Source organism: Rouxiella badensis (assembly GCF_002093665.1).
Taxonomy (GTDB): Bacteria; Pseudomonadota; Gammaproteobacteria; order Enterobacterales; family Enterobacteriaceae; genus Rouxiella; species Rouxiella badensis.
In genome coordinates this window covers 91,637-114,731 of record NZ_MRWE01000001.1, presented here as the reverse complement: position 1 = coordinate 114,731, position 23,095 = coordinate 91,637, and the positions used below count along the sequence as shown (strand labels likewise).

Genomic DNA, 23,095 nt, shown 5'->3' with positions numbered 1-23,095 from the left:
ACTGCGCCGCCGCGCAGTAAGCGAAGCGCATGATTTTGATCTAGAAATTGAAGTTCAAAAGCTGCCTTTAGATTGCAATTCTAAACCCCACTCCCATATTTCATTAATAGTTGGATTACCGATAACGTGCGTAAGCCTCACTACCATCGGCACAAACAGTGAGGGCGGTGAGGCAACATCAACCACATGATAGTTATATAGATTTTTTGAATTGACCTCGGAAGCAGGCAATAAAGTTGCAGCTTCGACGCCAAGATTGAACAGTTCAATAATCAGGCGAGGCTCTGAAACCTGCATGATCACGTTTATTTCATGGGCATATTTGTGCAGGCTATCGATCAATACTTCAAAAGTGCCATTACCGCCCGCGCGGTGCAATAACACCAGTGGAAAACGCGTCAGCGCTTCTAGGGTAATACTTTTCCTGGGCTTTTCGGGCAGTAAACTTTTGGCAATAACCGCCACAAGCTTCATTGGCCCCATTTCAATGACATCAAAGGCTTTTGTCATTTTCGGCTTTTGAATTAACGCAATATCAATAATTCGCTGCACCAGTAAGAACTCGAGATGACTTGAGTCGGCAACCGAGATATTTATTTCTATTTCAGGATAGCGCTGGCTGAGCTTATGAATAAAACTGCTGAAGTAGGAGAGGAAAAGATAGGAAATACCAATTCTGATAATCTTTTTATTGCGACTGGCGATTAATAAGGTTTGCAGCCTGATATTATCAATATTGTTAAGGATCTCTTTAGCATTTTGATAAAGATAAACTCCCGCCTCTGTAGGTATTAACGCTCGGTTAGTGCGATCAAAAAGCGGTGCGCCTATCTCGGCTTCCAGCTCCTGCATGCGCTTGCTAAGCGGCGGCTGCGCCATGTTCAATACCCGCGCCGCATGGCTGATAGAGCCTTGCTCGACGATGGTACAGAAGTAGCGCATTCTTTTGAGATCCATGGATGACTCCGATCTAAGACTTTTTATTCTATACTGTCATTAAATAATGACGCTGGAATGCCGCTGAAATGGCATCCTCTTCCCTGATTACAGTAATTATAATTAAAGCCTTTACCTTTTAAAGTAAATTTTTTAGAGCGCGCTATACCTTTCATTACGTTTCTTGATTAAACTCTGCTATCGTTAATACTGTGTTACTTATCTGCCCAAAGAATAGTTTATTCCAACTTTTATGATCTAGACGTAGACTAAAACGGTATTTTTTAATTTATTTCTATCGGCGTAATTTAAATTCCGCACCACGGTTATTTAAACTTACCTGAGAAATATGATGAAAAATACAACCCATTCTAAAAAAGAGTCACCCGTTCACGATCTTCGTTCAGCTATTGATTTCCTGCAAACCTTACCAGGCGAATTCGTAGAAACTAATGTAGAAGTTGACCCAGAAGCAGAACTCTCCGGCGTTTATCGCTATGTTGGCGCAGGCGGTACCTGTGAGCGTCCAACCCGTAAAGGACCGGCGATGATGTTTAACAATGTCAAAGGTTATCCGGGAGTGCGCGTGGTGACCGGCATTCTGTCGACCCGCGAACGTACTGGACATCTGCTGAACTGCAAACCTGAAAAACTGGGCTTTCTATTAAAGGATTCCGTACAAAACCCGATCCCTCCAGTCACCATTGAACGCGGCCAAGCCGTGTGCCAAGAAGTTATTCATCTTGCCAGCGACTCCGATTTTGACCTGCGCACACTGTTGCCCGCGCCTACTAATACCGAAGAAGATGCAGGTCCCTATTTCACCATGGGCATGTGCTACGCCTCTGACCCGGAAACGGGCGAGTCCAATATCACCATTCACCGCCTGTGTGTACAAAGCCGCGATGAGTTGACCATGTGGTTGACGCCGGGCCGTCACATTGACGCTTTCCGCCAAAAGGCCGAGGCCGCCGGTAAACCGCTACCGATTTCGATTAGTATCGGCGTAGACCCTGCTATCAGTATCGCCGCCTGCTTCGAACCACCGACTACGCCACTAGGTTATGACGAATTGAACGTTGCGGGTGCGTTGCGTGGCTATCCGGTAGAGCTGGTTAACGGCATTACCATCAACGAAAAAGCTATCGCCCATGCAGAGATAGTAATCGAAGGCGAGTTATTGCCAAACGTGCGTATCCGCGAGGATCAAAACACCAACACCGGTAAGGCGATGCCTGAGTTTCCGGGCTATACCGGCGAGTCAAAAGACGAGCTGCCTGTCATCAAGATTAAAGCTATCACTCACCGCAAAAACCCGATTCTGCAAACCACACTGGGGCCAAGCGGCGAGCACGTCAATCTGGCCGGGATCCCGACCGAAGCCAGCATTCTTGACATGGTCGAGCGCGCAATGCCGGGACGTTTACTCAATGTCTATGCCCACACCTCGGGCGGCGGCAAGCTTTTGGCCGTGCTGCAATTTAAAAAATCTTCGATTAATGATGAAGGTCGCCAACGTCAGGCTGCGCTGCTTGCCTTCTCGGCGTTTCCGGAATTGAAGCACGTCATTCTGGTGGATGAAGATGTTGATTTGTTTGATACCGACGACGTGCTGTGGGCGATGCAGACTCGTTTTCAGGGTGACATCGACACCATTAACATCCCGGGCGTGCGCTGTCACCCGCTCGACCCGTCGCAAACGCCGGAATTTAGTCCGCATCTGTTGCAGGTCGGCACCTCGTGCAAAGTGATTTTTGACTGCACGGTGCCGTTCCATCTCAAACATCACTTTGAGCGTTCCAAATTCAAAAAGGTTGACGTTAAACGCTTCCTTCCAGACTTCAAATAATAGGTAAAGAGTCATGACAACACGGCGAATCATCATCGGTATCAGCGGCGCCTCAGGTTTTCAATATGGTGTTAAGGCCCTGCAATTGCTGAAACCTATGGACATCGAGGTGCATCTGGTGATGTCCAGAGGAGCTGAAGTTACACGCGCGCTGGAAACCGACTATCAGCGGCAGGAAGTCAACGCGCTGGCAGACAAGATTCACTCGATAACCAATCTGGGCGCCACGATTTCGAGTGGATCGTTTAAAACGATCGGCATGCTGATCGCGCCGTGTTCAATGAATACCTTAGGTTCCATTGCGCACAGCCTGACCGACAATCTGCTGACTCGCGCCGCAGACGTGGTGTTGAAAGAACGCAAGCGGCTGGTATTAATGGTGCGAGAGACGCCTTTAAATCTCTCTCACATCAACAATATGCGTTGCATTACTGAAATGGGCGGGATTATTTTCCCGCCGGTTCCGGCCTTCTATCAACGCCCTGAAACGCTCGACGATATCGTGACGCACAGCGTAGGCCGCGCATTGGATTTGTTTGATTTGGACGTGCCTGACCTCCCGCGATGGGGCGACAGAAATAACACGACCAGAGAAAATTTAGACTAAACATTCATCAGGAGTATATATGTTAATTGGGCCTATAGCTAATGGCGCCGCCGTGGTATTGGGCGGCCTGGCGGGCGCCTTCATGGGATCGCGTTTACCTGAAAGATTACGTTGCGCGCTGCCTTTAACCTTTGGACTTTCTTCGATTGGTCTAGGCATTATTTTAATCGTTAAAATCAAATCGCTGCCCGCGGTAATTTTGGCGCTGATTCTTGGCGCGGCGATAGGCGAATTGATTTACTTCGAACGCAAGATTGGTGAATTCGGTGCATTTTCGAAAAAACTGGTTGAGCGAATAGCCCCTGCTAAGCAAGGTATGAGCGCAGAGTTATTTGAGGAGAAATTTGTCGCCATACTGGTGCTGTTTTGCGCCAGCGGCACCGGCATTATTGGCGCGATGACGGAAGGCATGACCGGTAGCCCATCGATTTTGCTGGTTAAAACCATCATGGATTTCTTTACCGCCGCCATTTTCGCCACCTCGCTGGGTTATGCCGTCGCTATGATAGCTGTGCCACAGTTTATTATCCAGCTCTGCCTGGTGGCCGCCGCCGGTATTATCATGCCGCTGATTTCTCCCACGATGATGGGTGATTTTACGGCGGCAGGCGGACTGGTGATGCTGGCCGCAGGTTATCGTATTAGCGGTATCAAGCTGTTCCCGGTAGCAAATATGTTACCTGCGCTAGTATTGGTGATGCCGATTTCCTATCTGTGGACCAGCTATATTCATTTTTAATCAGCCCAAGAGGTAATTGGTCGATAAGCTCCGAGGAATTTTTCCGGTTTCGAAACTTCAATGGTCATTTATTCCACAGCGCCGGAACCGGATAATAAGTGTAAGGCGCCACCTCTTGCATTTCTTTGCCTTTTGTCCAAATTTAAAAGTGTCGCCACTTAAGTTTGTAGATCTTTTCAGTGACATTCGCGCGTGGCCTAGGTCGCGCCGCTCTGTAGTTTATTCATTTCTTTCGAAAGCCAGAAGCGTCTTTCTCAACGTCATTCAGTGCAGCCCTGATTGTAAGCACACTCGTTTTAATTCCACACACTTTTTGAGTTTTCAGTCTTCTCAGCCATCAGCAGGCATTCTTCCTGAGTCAGGTTATTCAGAGATTCATGGAGCCGCTTACTGTTGTATTCATTCAGCCAGCGTGAATAGACCAGGGATTCACGGACACGATGCAGCTTCACAAATAGCTTCGGCATCCACGAAGTCGTTTTAACCCTGACCCAAAATCCTGCGCCATTCAGAAACAGAATTCCGGCATGATATTGACTCCCCTGAACGGAGGATGTGTCGATGAAAAAGTCACGATTCACCGAAGAGCAGATTGTTTTTGCCCTGAAGCAGGCTGAACTGGGTACGTCAGTGCCGGACGTCTGTCGCAAGCTGGGCATTTCGGGTGCCACTTTCTATACGTGGCGTAAAAAATACGGCGGCATTTCTCCTTCGGAGCTGAAGCATATGCGGCAACTGGAAGAGGCAAATCTGCGGCTGAAGAGGCTGGTTGCCGATCTGAGCCTTGACAAGGCGATGCTGCAGGACGTGCTGGCAAAAAAGAACTGACGCTGGCATGCCTGCGCGAATGGGGCAGGGATTTGCAAGCCCGCTACAGTGTCAGTGAGAGACAGGTCTGTTTTGTGCTGCGGGTCAGCCGCAGCTCGTTTCGATATCGTTCTGTGGTCGCCGACGACAGCGCACTGCGGCTACGCATCCGTGAGATAACCGAAATTCGGGTTCATTACGGGTACCGCCGGGTACACGTGATGCTCTGGCGGGAAGGCTGGCGCGATAATCACAAAAGAATCTACCGCCTCTACTGTGAGCAGGGTCTGTCGTTGCGCCTCAAACGGCCACGCCGCAATAAATCGGCCCAGCGCTGGCAACCGCAGCCTCAGGGTCTGTATCCGAATCACGTCTGGGGCATGGATTTTGTCTCTGATGCGTTGTTTGACGGGCGACGACTGCGCCTGCTGACGGTTATCGACCTGTACACCCGCGAATGCCTGGGGATCTGCGTGGGGCAGAATTTGGGTTCAAAATAAGTGGCAGAAATGCTGAATAGCATAGCGCTCAGACGTCCTTTACAGCTGACTTAAACGCTAGCTGGATGCACTAAATAGGTATCATGGTTCTGAATTTGTAGGGAAAATGCTGGACAGATGGGTGTACGAAAGAGGCATCAGAATCGACTTGTCACGCCCGGGAACACCGACGGACAACGCGACGGTGGAGTCCTTCAACGGCAGGAATGTCTGAACGAGAACGGGTTTATGTCTTTGGAGGATGCACGGTGCAAAATCGAGGCCTGGCGCATACACTATAACCAGAGGCGTCCCCATTCTGCGCTGGGCTGGATGACCCCGTCAGAATTTGCTGAGAAGTCTGCCGGTTGCCAGAAGACACAACCAACATGAAGCCGGTTATTCCTGATTATGACTGGATCATATTCGGGGTCAGGGTCACTAACATCACGGTGTATTAATCAACGGGGAGCAGGTCAAGATTACTGACACTGGATAAAATAACCAAAGTGTACAGTTGGAGGAGAAATGAGGTAAGAAGGCGTGCTAGCGGCCTAGCTTTTAGGATTGACTCGATAGTTGGGATCTCCCCGTTATCATCAAATTCAACAGGTATGAAAGTCTATACATCGCTCTCAGCAGACCTTCAGCGTCACGTGCTTGTCTGCTGTGTGCCAGAAGCGGAAGTTCGACTTTTGTACAGATCCTCAGCACAACGGTTTCTCCGCGCTAAAAAACGTTTTAAAGATATCGAATCTGACGTCCTGCAACGCCTCAGATAGGCAGCGCGCGATCTTTCACGACCGTTTTCATAACCAGCGTTGAGGTAAGTCGCTGCACGCCTGACATACCGGAGAGTTTTTCATCATACAACTGCTGAAAAGCATGAAGGTCCCGGGTGATAACGTGAAGCAGATAATCCGGATCGCCAAACAGTCGCTGCGCCTGGATAATTTGCGGTATCTCTTTTACTGTCGCCTCAAAGGCGCTGACCGTCTGTCGATCTCCCTCGCGCAGGGTAACGAAGACTAAGGCTGAAAAGTTCAGTCCGAATCGGGACGGATCGAGATTCGCCCGGTAGCCGCTGATCACGCCTTCCTGTTCAAGCGCTCTGACACGACGCTGGCAGGATGACAGGCTGATCCCAACCCGTTCTGCCAAGTCAGTGAGCGAAATCCTCCCGTCCTGCTGAAGCTCAGCAATAATATTGCAGTCTGCCCTATCCATTAATTAAAACCTCCCGATTATTTACATTTTTGAGTTAAATATGAAAGCATATCCCGCATAAAAAGCGATATTCTTTCTTTAATTATAAGCAAATATTCAGGTAAAGGTTTCTCTATATGCAGGTATCAGACGTTTATAAAGGGCAGGTCAGAGGTCGGGTCAATAAGGATAACGGCGCATGTCATTGAGCATGTTCGCCGCGTTCTGGGCTGTTTCCACGCTTTTTGTTATCACACCGGGTGCTGACTGGGCTTACGCCATTTCAGCTGGCATCAAGGGACGCCGTGTTGTACCAGCAGTTGCCGGTATGCTGAGCGGCCATCTTGTTGCAACACTCATAGTGGCAGCGGGAGTCGGCTCGGTCATTACGGGAGTGCCGGGCGTGTTGACCGTCCTGACCGTAGCTGGGGCTGGCTATCTGCTCTGGATCGGCATAGGCATGCTCCGCCACCCGCCCGCACCGGCGGCGGGGCAGAGTGACGATAGCGGCTCGCGACTGAAGTGGGCGCTCAAGGGCTTTTGCATCAGCGGGCTTAATCCAAAGGTCTTTCTGCTGTTTCTGGCTCTGCTGCCACAGTTCACCGACGTCCACGCCGCCTGGCCGCTTTCGCTGCAGATGATAGCGCTGGGGCTGGTACATATGATTAGTTGCGGCGTGGTCTACCTGCTTGTGGGCTATGGCTCCGGCACAGTGCTTCGGACGCGCCCACGCGCGGCGCAGAATGTCAGCCGGATTTCGGGCAGCCTGATGATTATTATTGCGGCTCTGTTGTTGGCAGAACAGTTTCTCTGAAGCGCGGCCATTCAGGATAATTAACAACATATCATGCAATAGGTACCCTACCTGCGCTGCTGCACGCCGGGGCTCGAAGGCATTTGGCAAATCGAGAAATACAATTAAGCGTTACGAAAGTCAGTATTATCGCACCCGCAACCACCTTTATTAATGCAACGAGTTAGCAGAGAACACCATGCCATCAATCACTCTGACATACCTGAAAAACCTCAAGCAGCGCGGTGAAAAGATCACCATGCTTACCTGCTACGACGCCACGTTTGCCCACGAGCTGAGCACGGCGGGTGTTGAGATGCTCCTCATCGGCGATACGTTAGGAATGATTTTGCAGGGCCATGACAGCACCCTGCCGGTCAGACTGGAAGATATGGTTTATCACACGACCTGTGTAAAGCGCGGAAACAACGGTGGCTTCATCATCGCCGACCTTTCTTTCATGACCTGTTCCTCACCAGAGCAAGCCCTGCACAACTCGGCGCAACTGATGCAGGCGGGTGCTCAGATGGTCAAGATTGAGGGCGGGGAGTGGTTGTGTGACACGGTGCATCAACTGACGCGCAACGGCATACCTGTGTGTGCTCACATTGGACTCACTCCGCAGTCGGTTAACGTCTTTGGTGGATTTAAGGTTCAGGGTCGTGACAGCAAGCAAGCAGAAGCGTTGATCGAAACCGCGAAAAAGTTTGAGCAGGCGGGTGCGGTGATGGTTCTGGTCGAGGCAGTACCGGTTTCGCTCGGAAAAGCGCTAAGCGAGGCGGTTTCAATACCGGTCATCGGCATCGGCCCCGGCACCGACGGGCAGGTACTGGTTCTTCACGATATGCTTGGCCTGAGCATCACCGGCAAGGCACCAAAATTCGTGAAAAATTTCATGAGGGGAGAGGAAAACATCCAGGGCGCGGTTAAAAGCTACATTGCCGCTGTCAAAGGCGGTAGCTTCCCGGCACTGGAACAGTGCTACTCTGAATGATTTATATTAAAAAGCCGCTTATTGTTAGTGGTTTTTTTAACGCTGCTAAACCAACTCATCCAAAAAGTAATGTCCGCAGATAGCTCATGAGGGACAATCATACTTAAATCTCCTACATTGCAGGAGGTTTGAGCATGAAAACGGCACCGTGAAACAAAGCCCGTATCATCGGACAAAAAAGACCGCTTTAGATATCTCCTATCTGGGGGATTAGAATCAGACTTGAACTAGAAGGCAAACGCGCGATCTAGCGCTGTTCAACATGGCTTTAGACAGTAAACTTCGGGGCTGCGATCTGGTAAAACTTAAAGTATCAGATGTTGCATATGGCAGTTCTGTTTCGAGCAGAGCAACGGTGTTACAGCAGAAAACCGGTAGTTCCGTCCAATTTGAGATAACCAAAGGGACAAGAGAAGCAGTTCCAGCGCTAATAATGCGAGGCAATCTGCACAGTAAAGACTACTTGTTCCAATCTCGGGTCGATTCTTGCCAACACATTTCAACCCAGCAATACATTGTATTTTTCATGGGTGGATAGCAAAGCTTGGTCTCGAAGATTCACTGTACAGCACACGTTTTATGAGAAGAACAAAACCTTTCCTGATATACAAGAAGACCAAGCATCTCCGGGTGATCTAACTTCTATTAGGCCATAAGAAACTGGAAAGACAGTGCGTTATCTCGGCATTGAAGTCGATGATACGTTAGAGATCTCTGTGTCGATTGAAGTCTAAGTTGTCAGGGCTGCAACAGCAGCCCTGTACCAGAAGCGGATATGGCCAACACCACGGTTTGTTAATCAATTGGGAGTAGGTAAGCCTGATATGATCCAGGAAAACAGACCCGGCAGCGACTTGGGGATTAATCGAAAATGTTAGGTTGGCATCAGGATGAGGTGGCGAATTATTCGCCGGTATTAACCGCGGGGAGTCAGCCAACGTCTCTCTTTTCACGAGGCTCGAGCAACCAGCGTTTCTCAGTGGCGACTTCGTCATAATTCAGCGCCGAGTGATCAGTTCAATCAGCAGGCCAAACGGCGTACGGCAGAACCAGGTCTGATTACCTATACCTTCTTCCTGCGCAAAACAGTCGGTTGGCCCTGCAAACATCAAGGCAACGTGTTGCTGTAAACTTTCGCCTGCCTGACGGATATCGTCCATATACACCGAGAAATGGCTGATACCGTACTGACTGATATTGGTCTCGCCGTTTTCCGTGACGGGACGGGTTTCGAATAACTCAAGATTACAGCCGTTTCCCAGTCGCAGCATAGCTAGGTCGGTCAGATTCAGCTCTTCGGAGAAATCATTCAGCGCGTGCATCTATTTTTCCGCTCTGCTTTGCCGGGGGCACGATGCGGTACAACACGGTGGCATCCAGCGTATCAATGAAAAATTGTTCTGCTTCCGTCAGGCTTGAGACTGTCACACCAGTATGTCCAATTCCTCTGATAATCATGATGTTCTCCTGATTAATCAGGAGCGAGCATCATGCCGCCCCTGATATGTTCATTACTTCGACGTTGTACTGAGTTTATCCGCCGCGCCGGTCAGTTTTCGCATATGGCTGACCTGATCTGCCGTCACCTCACTTCCCTGATTCCCCCAGCTATTACGCACATAAGTGAGGATTTCCGCTATCTGCCGATCATTCATTTTCCACGCAAATGACGGCATTCCGGCCGCAGTCTGGCGTTCTTCGGTATGCGGCGCGCGGGCACCATTCAGCATGGCATTGATCATGTTGGTCGGATCGTTTTGCATGGCGTTATTCCCCGCAAAAGCAGGCACCATGCCGGTGATGCCTTCGCCTTTCACGCCGTGACAGGCCGAGCAGTTCACTTCATACGTCAGCGCGCCATGTTCTTTGCTAGCGGCGTCCATGGCAAATGCCTGCGGTGCCGGTTTTCTGGAGGACGGCAGCATTTTGAGATACGCCGCGACGGCCTGTGCATCTCTGTCGCTGAAATACTGCGTGGAATGCTCGACCGCTTCAGCCATCGGACCTGCCGCAACACTTTTTCCGTCGGAGCCGGTTTTCAGGTATTGCGCAATGTCGTCGCTGCTCCAGTCACCTATGCCGGTATGTGGATCCTGCGAGATATCCGGCGCATACCACGCACCGAGGCTACCGCCCTGTAAATAACCGCCGCTGACTTCACCACCCAGCACGTTACGTGCGGTATGGCAGACGCTGCAGTGCGCCGGGCCATCGACGATGTATTTGCCTCGGTTAATCATGTCCATATTGGCGTTTGCGGCGGTTTTGGCCGTGTCTGGTGTGAAACCGCTGTTATCGAAGAACAGAAAATTCCAGCCGAGCATGGCAAAACGGATGTTATAAGGGAACGACATGCCGCCGTTTTCATCCACCTTATGTTTCACCGGTTTCATCGTGGACATGTACGCCCAGAGATCGTGCATATCGGCATCGCTCATCTTCGCATAGGCAGTGTAAGGCATTGCCGGATAGAGGAAGCCGTGGTCGCCGCGCCCCTGACGAACAGCGTTGAAGAAGTCGCGCTCAGTCATGTTGCCGATACCGGTTTCGCGATCTGGCGTAATGTTCGACGTCTGCAACTCGCCGAAAGGCGTACTGATTTTGTACCCGCCCGCAAAGCTCGATTCGTGGCAGGCCGCGCAGTCACCGAGACGCATGGCGTATTCGCCGCGTTTAATCGCAGCGCTGTCGGTGCTGTGGAAATCCGCCAGCCGGGTCGTGTCATCCGCGACCTGAGATCGTGAGCTGTCCATGACTTCCCACAGATGACCAAAGGCGACGATCCCAGCGACAACGGCCAGCGCCGCCACGCTGTAAGCAATTTTCTTTTTTGTACTCATGATTTATGCCTTCACCAGAGGAGCCGGATTTTTGATGTAAGTCTGGTGGATCGCCTGAGCGGCACGAATTGCCAATGCGCCAACAGTGATCGTCGGGTTGTAACCGCCATTGTTAGGGAAGGCGGAAGCGCCGACCACAAAGACGTTATGCACATCCCAGCTTTGCAGATAGGTATTCAACGCTGACGTGGTCGGATCCGCGCCCATCACTGCGCCACCGATAGTGTGCGAGCTGTCCTGCTGATACGGGTTCCAGCTTTTATCGGTCTGGTTTTCGGACGTGACGTATTTACCCCCGGTTTCCAGCATGATTTTTTTTGCATGATCAATGATATATCTCGACATGTTGACGTCGTTTTTATTCCAGTCGAAGGTGAGGCGTAACAACGGCTGTCCGTGACGGTCTTTATAAACCGGATCCAGATCGAGATAGGCTTCACGTACCGGCATAGAGGTGCCCTGACAGAAAATGGTGGCTGCGGTCTGGTAATCGCGCGCGTATCCGGCTTTCCACTCACTGCCCCAGCGTTTCGTGCCCGGACGCAGCGCATCCATATGCTGGATAGGACGGCCATCGGTGGAGAATCCCATGATCCCGGCACCGCCGATGAAATCGAGATTGCTGTGATCAAAGTTATCGCCGTTGAAGTCGTCAATCTGCACCGCCAGCGCGCCGCCGCCGATAAACGGGTTCATCCGTTCGCCGTCAAAGAAGCCAGTGACGGTCGCGCAGGTCTGATAGCTATAGTTGCGTCCGACCGTGCCGTGGCCTGTTTTCGGGTCGTATGGTTCACCGATTTTCGAGAGCAGCATCATGCGCACGTTATCCATCTGGTAAGCGGTGATGCACACCACGTCCGCAGGCTGGAAACCTTCAACGCCTTCTTTGGTGATGAAACGTACGCCTTTAGCGGTCTTGCCATCGTCGTGTTTGACCACCTGTAAAACTTCGGTATCGGTCAGCACGGAAAAGTTCGGGCGCCGCATCAGTGCGGGCAAAATACAGGCCTGCGGTGAAGATTTGGAGAAGTTGCCACAACCGTGGAAATCACAGAAACCACAATAGGTGCAAGGCCCCATGGTAACGCCAAGCGGATTGACGTACGCCTGCGAGATATTACCGGCAGGGATAGTGAACGGGTGATAGCCCATTTTTTTCGTGGTCTCGCGGTATTTACGCATCCAGTGCGTGTCTTTTAACGGCGGCGTCGGGTAATCGCGCGAACGCGGTCCTTCGAAAATATTGCCGCCTTTCTGCGGCTGACCGTTTAGGTTTCCGGCGATACCCGAAGTACCCGCGATGCGCTCAAAACGATCGTAATACGGCTGCATTTCGTCGTAAGTAATGCCCCAGTCTTGCACCTGTAAGCCTTTGAGCTTCTCTGCGCCGTAGCGTTCACGCGTCTGGCTCGCCGCCTGGAAATCCCATGGCAGGAAGCGCCATGACATTCCGGCCCAGTGCGTACCGGCCCCGCCGACATTCCAGCCATACTGAAAGGCAGACCAGTTACGCACCGGTGCGGCGTCCTGACTACTGTTGTTACGGAAAGTGGTGGTTTCCACACTCATCGGCTGCAGGATCTGACGACGGGTGTGCCAGCGCAATTCATCCGGATCGACTGCCACCGGGAAATCCGTGGACGTATCGCGCCATGCACCGCGTTCAATGGCAACAACGTTCAGTCCGGCGCGGGTCAGTTCTTCTGCCATGACGGAACCCGCCCAGCCTAATCCGACGATCACTACGTCGGTTTTATTTCTTATTTCTGGCATCTTGTTGCTCCGCAATTAATCGTTCGGGATCAGGCTGACGGGAATTAATTTTAAATCTTCACCGCGACGGTCAATATATTGACGGTAGTCATAACGGGCGCCAGGGAAGCCAATCATTTTCCATCCGGCCATGGTTTTATTTCCGCCATAGAGCGGGTCGGATAAATAACCTTCACGAACGTTTTGCAGCATTAATTCAAAAAATGCCTGACTATTGACATCCGCACCGAGATTAATTTTCCCGGCTTCCATATCAGTCAGAAATGCATCGATCTGATCAGCATTGAGGCTAAAAAAGGAGGCGTGGTGGTGAGTCTGCGACCAGGCTTCGAGGGCTTTCAGTCCGGTCATATAGCGCTCACGCGGAGAGGAAAGAAATTGCGGACTGCCCATCAGTTTCTCTTCATTCTCCGGACGCAGCGGGCCGACCAGATACAGCGCGGATCCTGCACCGTAGTCGCTTGCGAGCTGGCTGTCGATGAATTCTATGCAGCCTTCTTCACTGGCAGAAGGACCGTGATCGTCGGCGGGGATCAGCCGGTCAAAAATAGCCGCCAGATTTTTGCGGTCAGTCTCGTTGGTTAATACTTGATAGCCGCCTTGCAGGGCAGGGACGGGCAACACATCTTTTGTCAGCTGTGTTTCCAGCGGGACATTGTGCATTTCTTTCGCACTCAGTTTGGGTACCACGGTTAGGGTGGCGACCAGTGAACTCAGTGAAAAGAGCGCTTCTCTTCGGTTCATGAATATATCCTTCAATAGCACGACATTTTATTAACTGTTTTATAACCGCTTATTTCAGGCAAGCAGATCCCTGCGGAGCGGCAACAGAAAACCGATCCTGTTAAAAAACATGATTAAGCTGATGATTTATCACCAGAGGATAAATATTAAGGAAGGAAACCCTGAGAAGTGTTTCCCCGGTATTTTATTTTAAGAATGAATAAATAGTTCAAATGCACAATTATGTTTTATTGCTATCACTGTTCCGGTCAGATTTTAGTATCCTGATCCGAAACAACGTTCGTTCTGTTACCTCTTCAGGTGTGACTGCCTGATAATCAGTTCCCCATGACGCCAGTCGCCATCGGGATCCGGATTATCATCAATCAGCCGGTTCAGCGCTTCGGCGATCAGTTTTTCCCTTGGCTGACGGTACGATGTCAGCTGCCAGACCGGTGAACTGGCCTCGTCAATATCGTCAAAGCCGATGACGCCCATACTGTGCCGCTGATCCCGCGCAATCAGCGCTTCGAGCACGCCAATGGCCAGAATATCGTTCTCACAAAACATCGCTTCAATACGCTCTCCGCGGGGCGTTGCCTGCCAGTACCCGGTGATCTGTTGATACGCTGCGTTGCGATCATAATGCCCGGCGACCATCATGACATTCAGCGTCGCGCCTTTTGCCTCCAGCCCGTCACGAAACCCTTCCATACGCAGCAGGTGGTTAGAGCCGACATCCGGTCCTTTCATGTAGCCAAACCGCTGATAACCCTGCGCGAGAAACAGCTCTGCGATCTCGCGACCGGCTTGATAACCATCAATATTCACAATATCGACACCGCGGTGCTCCTCACTGTTACGACAAACCTGCACCAACGGGATGTGATGCATGGCGTGAGCGACATCGTAAAGCTGGGTGGTCAGCACGTTACCTAAAAACAAAATGCCATCAACCTGAAGCTGATCGGCCATCGTAATCACGGCCTGATAATTTTCGCCCTCGGTGATGTTGAGCAGCAACGTCATATAACCGCGAGTTTGTAATGCTTTTGTTACCGTATCGAGAACCATCATCGAATGCGGGTTTTTCAGCTCATCAATGGCAACGCCAATGATGTGTGTGCTTTTCTTGGTCAGACTGCGTGCCAACAGGTTAGGGCGATAACCGAGTATTTCCGCGGCCGCCAGCACTTTTTTTTGTGCTTTGTCGGAGACTGATGCGCCGGGAGTAAACGCCCGCGACACCGTCCATTTCGACACGCCCGCCAGTTCGGCGACATCGCTGGCCGTGGCTTTCGAAGGTTTTGGCGCTTTGGTTTCTTTCGTCATTAGCCTGATTTTAGTGTCAGAGATACAGATCTGATATTGAACGTTAAAAGTCGACGAAAAGAAACTCCTCTCATTGCACATTCCCGCAGTTAAGTACGATAAAAAAAGTCCATACAAAAGCAATGTTGGGATTATGTTAATTTTTGCACCCGAGTGCAAACGATTTTTGCACTCGGGTGCAAAAATTATAATAACGACTAAGAAACAGAGCAGTTGATGAGAAGCCGGTCAGAAGCGGAAATTAAGGAAATTGCAATTCGTTGAGTGCGGCCTCCTACAGCGACTCCCGCAAATGATAAAGATAACATTCACTCATTGACTGTATTAACGCCTATCGCGGGTCGCTGACGCATAGCGCCTAGCGGATATCCATTGATGCACTTAAAAGCTCTGCTAAACGCTGCCTGTGAGGCATAGCCGAGGCGAAGAACAACGGTATCAATTGAGATTTTATCTTGGATAATTCAGTGACTTGCGATGCTCATTCGCACCTCCCTTGCATAGTGCTGGGAGGATTCTGGAGTATGGTTGCTGCCGTCGCTATGCGGCTGGTCCCTGCTAAAAGGGTTCTGTCGCGTTAACGTAGTGAAGATGATGAAATCTGCGCTACCTGTTTTTTCAGGCTGCCAGCAGATAAAATTGTTCTGCAGACGACAATCCTTCGCCAGCTTGATGATGAAGCTGTCCTTTACGGATCATGTTTACCAGCTCAATACCCGCAAGTATGGTCTGTGCCCGCCGGAATGATTTGAATCCCAGCATGGGTCGCGTTCGTCGTTTGATGTTCCGGTGATCCTGCTCCACAAGGTTGTTCAAATATTTGTTCTGCCTGATCGTGATGCTTTCTTCATCGGGTTTGTCGGCATTGAGTGTGGCCAACGCTGCCGTATTGGCGCTACTTTTATCAATGGTTACCCTTTCTGGCCCACCGTGGTGGCGAATAGCCTTACGAAAGAAGCGCAGTGCTGCGCCGGCATCCCGCCTGGCGGTCAGCAGGAAATCGATGGTCTGCCCTGCGGTATCGACGGCCCGGTACAGGTATTTCCACTGCCCTCTGACTCTGATGTAGGTTTCGTCCATTCGCCAGCGTCGACCCACCGGGCGTTTATACCGTCGGAACACCTTATCCAACAGGGGCACCAGGCGGATGACCCAACGGTGAAGCGTCGAATGATCAACAATAATGCCGCGCTCGGCCATCATCTCTTCCAGATTACGGAGGCTCAGGGAATACGCCAGATACCAGCGAACACACTGGGCGATAACATCGGGGGGATAATGCAGGCGTTGGAAAGATTTTCGGATCAGGGACATGGTCAGGCAACATCGTAAAAAAAACAGCATGTTACCTGACGACGTCTTAATGCGACAGAACCCAGCCTGACAGCGCGGATGATGCCGCGCCAATGCACAAACGAGCAGGGCTTTAAAGCCGCGGATTACCGCGCAATGATGCCACTGTTTTTCACGATTTCACCCTGGCGAATAATCAGCGGCAGGTGTTTTCCCTGACCACTCAGCAGGCTGATATCGCTTAACGGGCAGCCGTCAACGACGATCATGTCGGCGCTAGCGCCTACGCTCAGGCAGCCCACTTCACCTTCCATCCGCAGCAGCTGTGCCGCGATGCCGGTGGCGCTGCGAATAACCTCCTGCGTCGGCAAGACGCGCGCGCGAATTTCAAACTCACCGGATTGATGGGTATGCATGTCACCCAGCAGGTCACTGCCGTAAGCCATCGGTAAGCCCGCTTCATACATGATTTTCAGGCTGTCGAGACCCGAAAGCCTGACGTCGTCAATCTTAGCGATGGAGTCCGGCTGCAGGCCGTACTGCGCGCCTTCGAGTTTTAGCATTTCGAAGGTCACCAGCGTAGGGCAGGCCATCGCGCCTTTTGCGGCGGCGTGGGCGGCGGTTTCTGGAGTGATCAGGTTACAGTGCTCGAGCGAGCGTACACCGGCGTCAACCGCGCGACGAATCGCTTCATCGGTATAAAGGTGTGCGCTAACGTAGGTTTTGGCGTTGCTTGCTTCTTCAACGATGGCTTCAAGCTCAGAGACCGAGAAACTCAAAAACTCAATCGGATCGCTCGGCGAAGAGACGCCACCGTTGGCCATCACCTTGATAAACTCGGCACCGCCTTTGATTTCCTCACGCACGGCGCGGCGCACTTCATCGATACCGTTACATACGCGACCCAGCGTACCCAGCTTTTGGGCATAGAAATCGACATTGCGCTGGTCATAGCGGCCACGATAGTCGGTATGGCCACCGGTTTGCGACAGCGCCTTGCCGCAGACAATCAGGCGCGGGCCGTTAATCAGCCCCTCTTCCTGTGCCTGCTTTAAACCGTAGTCGGCACCGCCAACGTCGCGCACGGTGGTGAAGCCGCGCATCAGCATTTCATTCATCAGTTTTGATGCGCGGGCGGCGACCAGCGAGTCCGGTAAGAGGGCGTTGGCGCCGAGGTTGGCGCTGCTGGCAACGACGTGAACGTGGCAGTCGATAAGTCCTGGCATCAGCGTCTTGCCCGCCAGATCGACAACGATTGCGTCCGCTGCGTCAATGGGCGTGGCGGAAACGGCGTCGATACGGCCGTGGCGAATTAACAGCTGGTGATTTTTTAATGGCTCGGCCGAATTACCATCAACCAGATTGGCATTGATGAACAGGATGGCGTTGTTTGAGGATGTCGCAGGCATAGTGCTCCCGTCTTGGAATTATAGGTAATTATTTGATTATTCGGTGATGTTGAGTTCTTCACGCCTGAGTGTTTATTCTCTGAGCAGGCTTTGGCAGCATCTGTCATCTGTCTGCAATAATGAAATGAAAAAGTCGCATGCCGGCATGCGTGGGAGGAATGGCGTGCGGTTCAGAATGATTGATACGATAGCGATATTATGATGCCGGAGATTTTACTGTTATAAATTAAGGATGAACGTTACTTGACCGAGAGACGAGTATTGGATATCGCCACGCAGACTTTGCCCCGCTGGAAGATTTTTTTCATCCTGTTATTGCCGTTGCTGATTGTGGGCGTCTGCCTGCATCCCTCGGTTGCGCGTGCGGCAACATTGGGCGTGGTACAACCGGTAACCGACTGTGCCGATTTAGCGGACGTCGATCTCTCCGCAATCGGTGGACCCGGCAGCAAGGTGATGTCGGTGCGTGAAGTGGTAAAAGGCGATGTGTTTTGCGAGGTGAAAGGCCTGCTCAAGCCGACTGTCAATTTCACCGTACTGCTGCCGATCAACAGCTGGACCCAGCGTTATCTTCAGGTCGGCTGCGGCGGATTATGCGGGCGCGTGCTGCTCCAGCTAGACGGCGCAGCAGGCTGTACTCCGCTTAACAACAGCGGATTTGTGATTGCTGCTACCGACATGGGCCACGCTGCCGGCGAGGCGAACTTTGGCAATAATCCGCAGAAGAGGCGCGACTTTGCCTTCCGAAGCGTGCATCTGACCGCCGTGGCCACCAAGAAGCTCATCAGTGCCTATTATGGGCGTGGGCCCACCTATAACTATTTCAGCGGCTGCTCGGACGGCGGGCGCGAGGCGCTCGGCGAGGCACAGCGTTATCCAACCGATTTTAACGGCATCATTGCCGGTGCGCCGGTGACCGTTTTCCAGACCCATAAGGCGCTGGACCACGGTTGGAATGCGATGTCCAACACGGACGCCAGCGGCAACGCTATCATCACCGCCCGACAATTGCCGATGATTCATAAGGCAGTGCTGGCACAGTGCGACGCCCAGGATGGCCAAAAAGACGGGCTGATTTCCGATCCACAAAATTGCCATTTTGACCCGTCGGTGCTGAGCTGTGCAGACCTGAGTGCGGATAATATTGCCGGGCAGGACTGCCTGTCGGAAATGCAAATCAGCACCTTGCGTAAAATCTACGGCGGCCCGCGTGATGCCGTTACCGGACAGCGGTTGACCGTTGGCGGGCCTTTGCCCGGTTCAGAACTGGCTTGGGCCGGGCTGTTTGTTCCCAAAAAGACCGGGGATCTTAACTACAGTCAGAGCGTGGCGCTTTCGACCCTGAAATACCTGAATTTTGAAAAAAATCCGCCCGTCAGCTACAGCCTCAAGGATTTGAAGTTTACCCAGCAAACGCTGGTCGAACTGACCAGGCTGCATCCGCTCTATGACGCCAGTAATCCTGATTTGCGTTCATTTTATGCCGCAGGTGGCAAGCTGATTCTTTGGCACGGCTGGGCCGATCCCAGTATTTCGCCGCTCAACACGCTGGCCTACCATCAGGCGCTGGCGCAGACCATGGGCACGGTGACCCGCGATAAGTTTGAGCGGCTGTATATGCTGCCCGGGGTCTATCATTGTTCGACCGGAGAAGGGCCGAGCCTGGTCGATTTCCTGACGCCGATGCTTGGGTGGGTGGAGCAGGGCAAGGTGCCCGACGGCGTGGTGAGCTATCAGGCGACGGTGGAACAGAAAAATAAAATTGCCTCTAAGCCGCTGCAAGGCGACATGAAGCTCGATTATATCGCCGAAGATGCGCCATCGCGTCCGGTCTTTCCTTATCCGGACTATGCCGTTTATCGCGGGAAAGGCGATGACCGTCAGGCGACCAGCTATGAGCGCAAGCGTCTGGCGGTTGTTCCTGCCAGCTATCCGTGGTTGGGAGATAACCTGTTTAAACCTTATCAATTCATGAACTAAAGGGTCAGGAAATCAGTCCTTGTCCGCTGAGTCCTTCATATTCCAGTAGCCAGCGTTTGAACAGGCGGGTGGCGCGATTTTCGTGACGGTGCTGCGGCGTAATCAGGTAAAATCCTCCGCCCTGATGCGCTGAGGCAGCGCAGGCGCGCACCAGACTTCCCTGCCTGAGCGGGCGGTCGATGATACGCTTCCACGCCAGCGCAATGCCCGCTTCTTGAATCGCCAGTTCGATAAGCGGCGGATAGTGGTTGATGCGCAGCGTGTTACTCAGGTTTATTGGCGGCAGGCCGTTCAGCTCCAGCCATTCTGGCCAGCCAATCCACTGACGCTGTGCGTCCTCCAGCACCAGCAGCGTTTCGCTTAGCAGCTCCTGCGGCGTAAACCCGTTGCGCCCTGCCAAATATTCCGGTGAGCAGACCGGAAACATCTCCTCGTCGAACAGACGGATAGTATCAAAGTGAATGATATTGCTCTGTTTGAGGTAATACATGCCCACGTCAAATTCAAACCCGGATAGCGTGGTGATGCCGTCACGCATAATGAGATTGAAACGTATATCGGGGTAGGCTTTACGGAAGGCGGCAAGCCGCTGGGGGACCCAGAACTGGGCAATGCCCGACGAGCAGGCCAGGTTGATTTCGTTCTCCCCGGCGTGACGCATCACTTTGGCGGTGGCATCGGCGCATTCTTCGAGCAAATAGCGTACACGATGCAGGTAGCGTTCCCCGGCGGTGGTGAGCGTCAGCCCATTGTGATTCCGCAGGATCAGCGTGCGGCCAAGCGACTGCTCCAGCGTGGCAATCTGCCGACTGACGGCACTTTGTGTCAGATTGAGTTCTTCACCGGCACGCGTAAAACTGCCGAGTCGCACCGTGGCCTCGAAGGCAATCAGAGTATGCAAGGGAGGAAGGGGGGAAAGAGCCATATTCACTGTTCTTTTTATTGTGCAAACATGATGGCTACTATGAGCAAGATGATTTGAGCGGTCAATCTACCCTGACCTTCAGGGGCAGTGCTTTTTCTTATTGATAAGCCGCGATGAAAGTGTTCACTTACCCCCCAGCACAGAGCACACAAGGCAGCAATAATTCAGTTGTGACAGACTTTGTCACAAATCCCCGCAGTAAATCCGAGTGCGTAGAGAATTTTCCTCCCTTATAATTCGCCAGCAGTATTCGACGCTCCATTGATGACAACCTTTTTAAATACAGAGCAATGCATGTGAAAATCCGTCTTTTGGTATTGAGCTTTTTAGCCCTGAATGCAAGCATGATGATGCCTGTTGACGCCCTGGCTGCCAGCAAGTCTCAGCCGGTTGTCGCTCCCCTTGTTCAAATTGCTTCCGGCAGTGCCATGGTGGTCGATCTCAAGACCCACGAAGTGATTTATTCTCGCGATCCGGATCAGGTCAGGCCAATTGCCTCCCTGACCAAACTGATGACGGCGATGGTGACGCTTGACGCCAGGCAGCCGCTCGATGAGGTTATCTCGGTTGATATCCATAACACCCCCGAGATGCGCGGCGTGTTCTCCCGCGTAAAACTGAACAGTGAAATCACTCGCCGCCAGATGATTCAACTGGCGCTGATGTCCTCTGAAAACCGTGCTGCTGCGAGCCTTGCTGCACATTATCCTGGCGGCTACGACGCGTTTATCCGCGCCATGAACGCCAAGGCTAAAGAGCTGGGCATGACGCACACCCATTACGTCGAGCCGACGGGGCTGTCTATTCACAACGTCTCGACCGCCCGTGACTTGACTCGTCTATTAATGGCAACCCGCATGTATCCGCTGATTGGTGAACTGAGTACCACACAGGAGAAGACGGCGGTGTTTAGCCATCCGTCTTATGCTCTGCCGTTCAGAAATACCAACCATCTGATCATGAATCCGAAATGGAGCATTCAGGTGACCAAGACGGGCTATACCGATGAAGCGGGGCACTGCCTGGCAATGCGTACGGTCATCAATGGTAAACCGGTCACGCTGGTGGTGCTCGATGCTTTCGGTAAGTTCACCGCCTTCGCTGATGCCGCGCGCCTGCGTACGTGGATGGAAACTGGAAAAAGCGTGCCGGTGCCGCAGATTGCCAAGGTATATCGTAAGGAAAAGGATCAGCGCCGCACCGAACCTTCGGTTGAGCAGGCTACCGACTAGGCATTTTTGAGTCAGGAGCGCCTATCCGGCAAGACGCCGTGTCGGATAGGCTTTATCAGCGGTAAAAGATGAGGGGGCGTTAAAAGATCAGCTTAAATACGCCAGTGATGGTCAGCAGACCAACGATAAAGATAATGGCGATAATCCATAAAATAATTTTCATCGTTTCTCCTTAGGTAGGGTACATCGCAGAATAAGCATCGCTAACTCAATGATATCCTTTGTTCAAGTATAGCCCCTGTCTGAAAAAAATCCTTGGTAACCCCTATTTTCTGGTATTCCCCTGGCGCTTTTTTAGGCTGAAACAGCGGCTCTGAGTCCGCAAATCGGGCTGGTCAGCGGCGTGCCAAACTGGGTTAATTCTGCCGCACCTGCCATCGACGCCTGCGCCAATACCACGATGTCTGCACCCGCCTCATAGGCCTTATCAGCACTTGCCGCTATCTGCTGTAAATAGCCTGCGCCGTTACCCGCCTTAAACATGTCCCACGCCCCGGCGACCCATTCAAAGCGGACGTTGGCCTGTGCGTAGCCTTCTTGCTGTGAGAAAAGGTGTTCCGTGGGGCCTCGCGTCGTCTCTACGGCGTAGAGCACCGCAATTTCTTTTCCCTGCGCTAATGCGGTTTCTGCCAGCGCCTTGTCGACACGCAGAATAGGCACAGTCGAATTCAGCGCCGCGCGTTCTGCGGCAGCACCCAGCGTCGAACAGGTAAGCACGACGCTGTCGGCATCCTGACTGAGCGCCAAAAGATAATCAGCGGTGAGCTGACAGATTTCATCGGTCAGTCCACCGGCTTTTTCGCAGGCATCGAGTAAGTCAGATCTGACGTGGTGGGTAATAACCTCGGCGGGAACATTAATTTGAGCGGCGGCGGCGTTGAAAACGGCAATATTGCTTTCGGCGGTGTGCAGGCAGTGAATGCGCACGGACTTCCCCTTGAAATAGACGTTTATGACATGGAATGACTATCACAAAGTTAAAGCATTTCTCCCGCTATCACTGGTTTTTTTGCCACTAAATGCTATCTATTTCTATAGGGCTTTAAGACCGCTTAAAGCAGATGTATTATCTGGTTCGTTTTATGACGCAGTAATTATAAGGTCTCTCGTTTAATCGCCGTTTAATTATGCGTGATTTGGGTAATGTTTAACCAATAAGCCTGTAAATAAATGTTATT

21 protein-coding genes and 2 pseudogenes are annotated in these 23,095 nt (G+C 51.9%); 9 read left to right on the top strand and 14 right to left on the bottom strand.

Annotated features, from left to right (window positions below; translation table 11 throughout):
- Nucleotides 1-54 precede the first annotated feature (54 nt).
- Nucleotides 55-957 carry a LysR family transcriptional regulator gene (locus BS640_RS00545; protein WP_084911584.1) on the bottom strand — a complete coding sequence of 301 codons (903 nt, stop codon included), beginning with the start codon at nt 955-957 and terminating at the stop codon, nt 55-57.
- A 331-nt stretch (nt 958-1,288) separates the two neighbouring features.
- On the opposite strand from BS640_RS00545, the gene BS640_RS00540 reads away from it, so the two are divergent.
- Genes BS640_RS00540 through BS640_RS00530 form a run of 3 tightly spaced genes read left to right on the top strand, consistent with a single transcriptional unit; the run spans nt 1,289 to nt 4,131 of the window.
- Nucleotides 1,289-2,785 carry a UbiD family decarboxylase gene (locus BS640_RS00540; RefSeq protein ID WP_084911582.1) on the top strand — a complete coding sequence of 499 codons (1,497 nt, stop codon included), beginning with the start codon at nt 1,289-1,291 and terminating at the stop codon, nt 2,783-2,785.
- Nucleotides 2,786-2,798: 13 nt separating this feature from the next.
- A complete protein-coding gene (locus BS640_RS00535) occupies nt 2,799-3,392 on the top strand; it encodes a UbiX family flavin prenyltransferase (protein WP_084911579.1) in 594 nt (197 codons plus the stop codon).
- 19 nt (nt 3,393-3,411) lie between these two features.
- A complete protein-coding gene (locus BS640_RS00530; RefSeq protein ID WP_084911576.1) occupies nt 3,412-4,131 on the top strand; it encodes a DUF554 domain-containing protein in 720 nt (239 codons plus the stop codon).
- Between the two features lie 296 nt (nt 4,132-4,427).
- On the opposite strand, the gene BS640_RS21855 is transcribed toward BS640_RS00530, so the two are convergent.
- Nucleotides 4,428-4,598, bottom strand: a complete 171-nt coding sequence (locus BS640_RS21855; protein ID WP_420916427.1) for an integrase core domain-containing protein — start codon at nt 4,596-4,598, stop codon at nt 4,428-4,430.
- A 94-nt stretch (nt 4,599-4,692) separates the two neighbouring features.
- On the opposite strand from BS640_RS21855, the pseudogene BS640_RS00520 reads away from it, so the two are divergent.
- Nucleotides 4,693-5,810, top strand: a pseudogene (locus tag BS640_RS00520) (IS3 family transposase).
- 381 nt (nt 5,811-6,191) lie between these two features.
- Here BS640_RS00520 and BS640_RS00515 read toward each other — a convergent pair.
- Complete coding sequence (locus BS640_RS00515; protein WP_017494426.1) at nt 6,192-6,644, bottom strand: Lrp/AsnC family transcriptional regulator; 453 nt, start codon at nt 6,642-6,644, stop codon at nt 6,192-6,194.
- 178 nt (nt 6,645-6,822) lie between these two features.
- On the opposite strand from BS640_RS00515, the gene BS640_RS00510 reads away from it, so the two are divergent.
- The 3 genes and pseudogenes from BS640_RS00510 to BS640_RS22215 all read left to right on the top strand — a co-directional run bounded on the left by BS640_RS00510 (nt 6,823) and on the right by BS640_RS22215 (nt 9,144).
- Complete coding sequence (locus BS640_RS00510) at nt 6,823-7,437, top strand: LysE family translocator (protein WP_084911571.1); 615 nt, start codon at nt 6,823-6,825, stop codon at nt 7,435-7,437.
- A gap of 178 nt (nt 7,438-7,615) precedes the next feature.
- On the top strand, nt 7,616-8,410 hold the full coding sequence (gene panB, locus BS640_RS00505; protein ID WP_084911569.1) for a 3-methyl-2-oxobutanoate hydroxymethyltransferase: 795 nt from the start codon (nt 7,616-7,618) through the stop codon (nt 8,408-8,410).
- A gap of 191 nt (nt 8,411-8,601) precedes the next feature.
- Nucleotides 8,602-9,144: pseudogene (locus BS640_RS22215) on the top strand (tyrosine-type recombinase/integrase).
- A gap of 264 nt (nt 9,145-9,408) precedes the next feature.
- Here BS640_RS22215 and BS640_RS00500 read toward each other — a convergent pair.
- From BS640_RS00500 to BS640_RS00465, 8 genes are all read right to left on the bottom strand, one after another.
- On the bottom strand, nt 9,409-9,732 hold the full coding sequence (locus BS640_RS00500) for a VOC family protein (protein ID WP_084911567.1): 324 nt from the start codon (nt 9,730-9,732) through the stop codon (nt 9,409-9,411).
- Complete coding sequence (locus BS640_RS22040; protein WP_017494150.1) at nt 9,716-9,868, bottom strand: VOC family protein; 153 nt, start codon at nt 9,866-9,868, stop codon at nt 9,716-9,718. The genes BS640_RS00500 and BS640_RS22040 overlap by 17 nt, the downstream gene beginning before the upstream one ends.
- A gap of 53 nt (nt 9,869-9,921) precedes the next feature.
- The gene (locus BS640_RS00495; protein WP_084911566.1) at nt 9,922-11,250 is read right to left on the bottom strand and encodes a cytochrome c; all 1,329 of its coding nucleotides are present in this window, start codon (nt 11,248-11,250) and stop codon (nt 9,922-9,924) included.
- A gap of 3 nt (nt 11,251-11,253) precedes the next feature.
- A complete protein-coding gene (locus tag BS640_RS00490) occupies nt 11,254-13,023 on the bottom strand; it encodes a GMC family oxidoreductase (RefSeq protein WP_017494152.1) in 1,770 nt (589 codons plus the stop codon).
- A gap of 15 nt (nt 13,024-13,038) precedes the next feature.
- Nucleotides 13,039-13,767 (bottom strand): gluconate 2-dehydrogenase subunit 3 family protein, encoded by a 729-nt coding sequence (locus tag BS640_RS00485; RefSeq protein WP_017494153.1) that lies wholly within the window; start codon nt 13,765-13,767, stop codon nt 13,039-13,041.
- 288 nt (nt 13,768-14,055) lie between these two features.
- Nucleotides 14,056-15,078: a LacI family DNA-binding transcriptional regulator gene (locus tag BS640_RS00480; RefSeq protein ID WP_017494154.1), complete on the bottom strand. Its 1,023-nt coding sequence runs from the start codon at nt 15,076-15,078 to the stop codon at nt 14,056-14,058.
- 618 nt (nt 15,079-15,696) lie between these two features.
- On the bottom strand, nt 15,697-16,392 hold the full coding sequence (locus tag BS640_RS00470) for an IS6 family transposase (protein ID WP_084911564.1): 696 nt from the start codon (nt 16,390-16,392) through the stop codon (nt 15,697-15,699).
- A 125-nt stretch (nt 16,393-16,517) separates the two neighbouring features.
- On the bottom strand, nt 16,518-17,780 hold the full coding sequence (locus tag BS640_RS00465; protein WP_084911562.1) for a metal-dependent hydrolase family protein: 1,263 nt from the start codon (nt 17,778-17,780) through the stop codon (nt 16,518-16,520).
- A 243-nt stretch (nt 17,781-18,023) separates the two neighbouring features.
- Between BS640_RS00465 and BS640_RS00460 the strand changes: the two genes are divergently transcribed.
- Nucleotides 18,024-19,760, top strand: a complete 1,737-nt coding sequence (locus BS640_RS00460) for a tannase/feruloyl esterase family alpha/beta hydrolase (protein ID WP_206023975.1) — start codon at nt 18,024-18,026, stop codon at nt 19,758-19,760.
- Between the two features lie 4 nt (nt 19,761-19,764).
- On the opposite strand, the gene BS640_RS00455 is transcribed toward BS640_RS00460, so the two are convergent.
- Entirely contained in the window at nt 19,765-20,685 is a 921-nt protein-coding gene (locus BS640_RS00455; RefSeq protein WP_084911558.1) for a LysR family transcriptional regulator, read from the bottom strand.
- Between the two features lie 290 nt (nt 20,686-20,975).
- Here BS640_RS00455 and pbpG point away from each other — a divergent pair, with 290 nt between their 5' ends.
- Nucleotides 20,976-21,917, top strand: a complete 942-nt coding sequence (gene pbpG / locus BS640_RS00450) for a D-alanyl-D-alanine endopeptidase (RefSeq protein ID WP_165428962.1) — start codon at nt 20,976-20,978, stop codon at nt 21,915-21,917.
- A 79-nt stretch (nt 21,918-21,996) separates the two neighbouring features.
- Here the strand turns inward: pbpG and BS640_RS22430 are convergent, their stop codons facing one another.
- A complete protein-coding gene (locus BS640_RS22430; protein WP_017346848.1) occupies nt 21,997-22,080 on the bottom strand; it encodes a small membrane protein YohP in 84 nt (27 codons plus the stop codon).
- A gap of 131 nt (nt 22,081-22,211) precedes the next feature.
- Nucleotides 22,212-22,844 carry an aspartate/glutamate racemase family protein gene (locus BS640_RS00445; protein ID WP_084911556.1) on the bottom strand — a complete coding sequence of 211 codons (633 nt, stop codon included), beginning with the start codon at nt 22,842-22,844 and terminating at the stop codon, nt 22,212-22,214.
- Nucleotides 22,845-23,095 lie beyond the last annotated feature (251 nt).

Bases quoted from the DNA above. Each gene is read 5' to 3' on its own strand.
- BS640_RS00545 (WP_084911584.1), bottom strand. From the start codon at position 957: ATGGATCTCAAAAGAATGCGCTACTTCTGTACCATCGTCGAGCAAGGC.
- BS640_RS00540 (WP_084911582.1), top strand. From the start codon at position 1,289: ATGAAAAATACAACCCATTCTAAAAAAGAGTCACCCGTTCACGATCTT.
- BS640_RS00535 (WP_084911579.1), top strand. From the start codon at position 2,799: ATGACAACACGGCGAATCATCATCGGTATCAGCGGCGCCTCAGGTTTT.
- BS640_RS00530 (WP_084911576.1), top strand. From the start codon at position 3,412: ATGTTAATTGGGCCTATAGCTAATGGCGCCGCCGTGGTATTGGGCGGC.
- BS640_RS21855 (WP_420916427.1), bottom strand. From the start codon at position 4,598: ATGCCGAAGCTATTTGTGAAGCTGCATCGTGTCCGTGAATCCCTGGTC.
- BS640_RS00515 (WP_017494426.1), bottom strand. From the start codon at position 6,644: ATGGATAGGGCAGACTGCAATATTATTGCTGAGCTTCAGCAGGACGGG.
- BS640_RS00510 (WP_084911571.1), top strand. From the start codon at position 6,823: ATGTCATTGAGCATGTTCGCCGCGTTCTGGGCTGTTTCCACGCTTTTT.
- panB (WP_084911569.1), top strand. From the start codon at position 7,616: ATGCCATCAATCACTCTGACATACCTGAAAAACCTCAAGCAGCGCGGT.
- BS640_RS00500 (WP_084911567.1), bottom strand. From the start codon at position 9,732: ATGCACGCGCTGAATGATTTCTCCGAAGAGCTGAATCTGACCGACCTA.
- BS640_RS22040 (WP_017494150.1), bottom strand. From the start codon at position 9,868: ATGATTATCAGAGGAATTGGACATACTGGTGTGACAGTCTCAAGCCTG.
- BS640_RS00495 (WP_084911566.1), bottom strand. From the start codon at position 11,250: ATGAGTACAAAAAAGAAAATTGCTTACAGCGTGGCGGCGCTGGCCGTT.
- BS640_RS00490 (WP_017494152.1), bottom strand. From the start codon at position 13,023: ATGCCAGAAATAAGAAATAAAACCGACGTAGTGATCGTCGGATTAGGC.
- BS640_RS00485 (WP_017494153.1), bottom strand. From the start codon at position 13,767: ATGAACCGAAGAGAAGCGCTCTTTTCACTGAGTTCACTGGTCGCCACC.
- BS640_RS00480 (WP_017494154.1), bottom strand. From the start codon at position 15,078: ATGACGAAAGAAACCAAAGCGCCAAAACCTTCGAAAGCCACGGCCAGC.
- BS640_RS00470 (WP_084911564.1), bottom strand. From the start codon at position 16,392: ATGTCCCTGATCCGAAAATCTTTCCAACGCCTGCATTATCCCCCCGAT.
- BS640_RS00465 (WP_084911562.1), bottom strand. From the start codon at position 17,780: ATGCCTGCGACATCCTCAAACAACGCCATCCTGTTCATCAATGCCAAT.
- BS640_RS00455 (WP_084911558.1), bottom strand. From the start codon at position 20,685: ATGGCTCTTTCCCCCCTTCCTCCCTTGCATACTCTGATTGCCTTCGAG.
- pbpG (WP_165428962.1), top strand. From the start codon at position 20,976: ATGCATGTGAAAATCCGTCTTTTGGTATTGAGCTTTTTAGCCCTGAAT.
- BS640_RS22430 (WP_017346848.1), bottom strand. From the start codon at position 22,080: ATGAAAATTATTTTATGGATTATCGCCATTATCTTTATCGTTGGTCTG.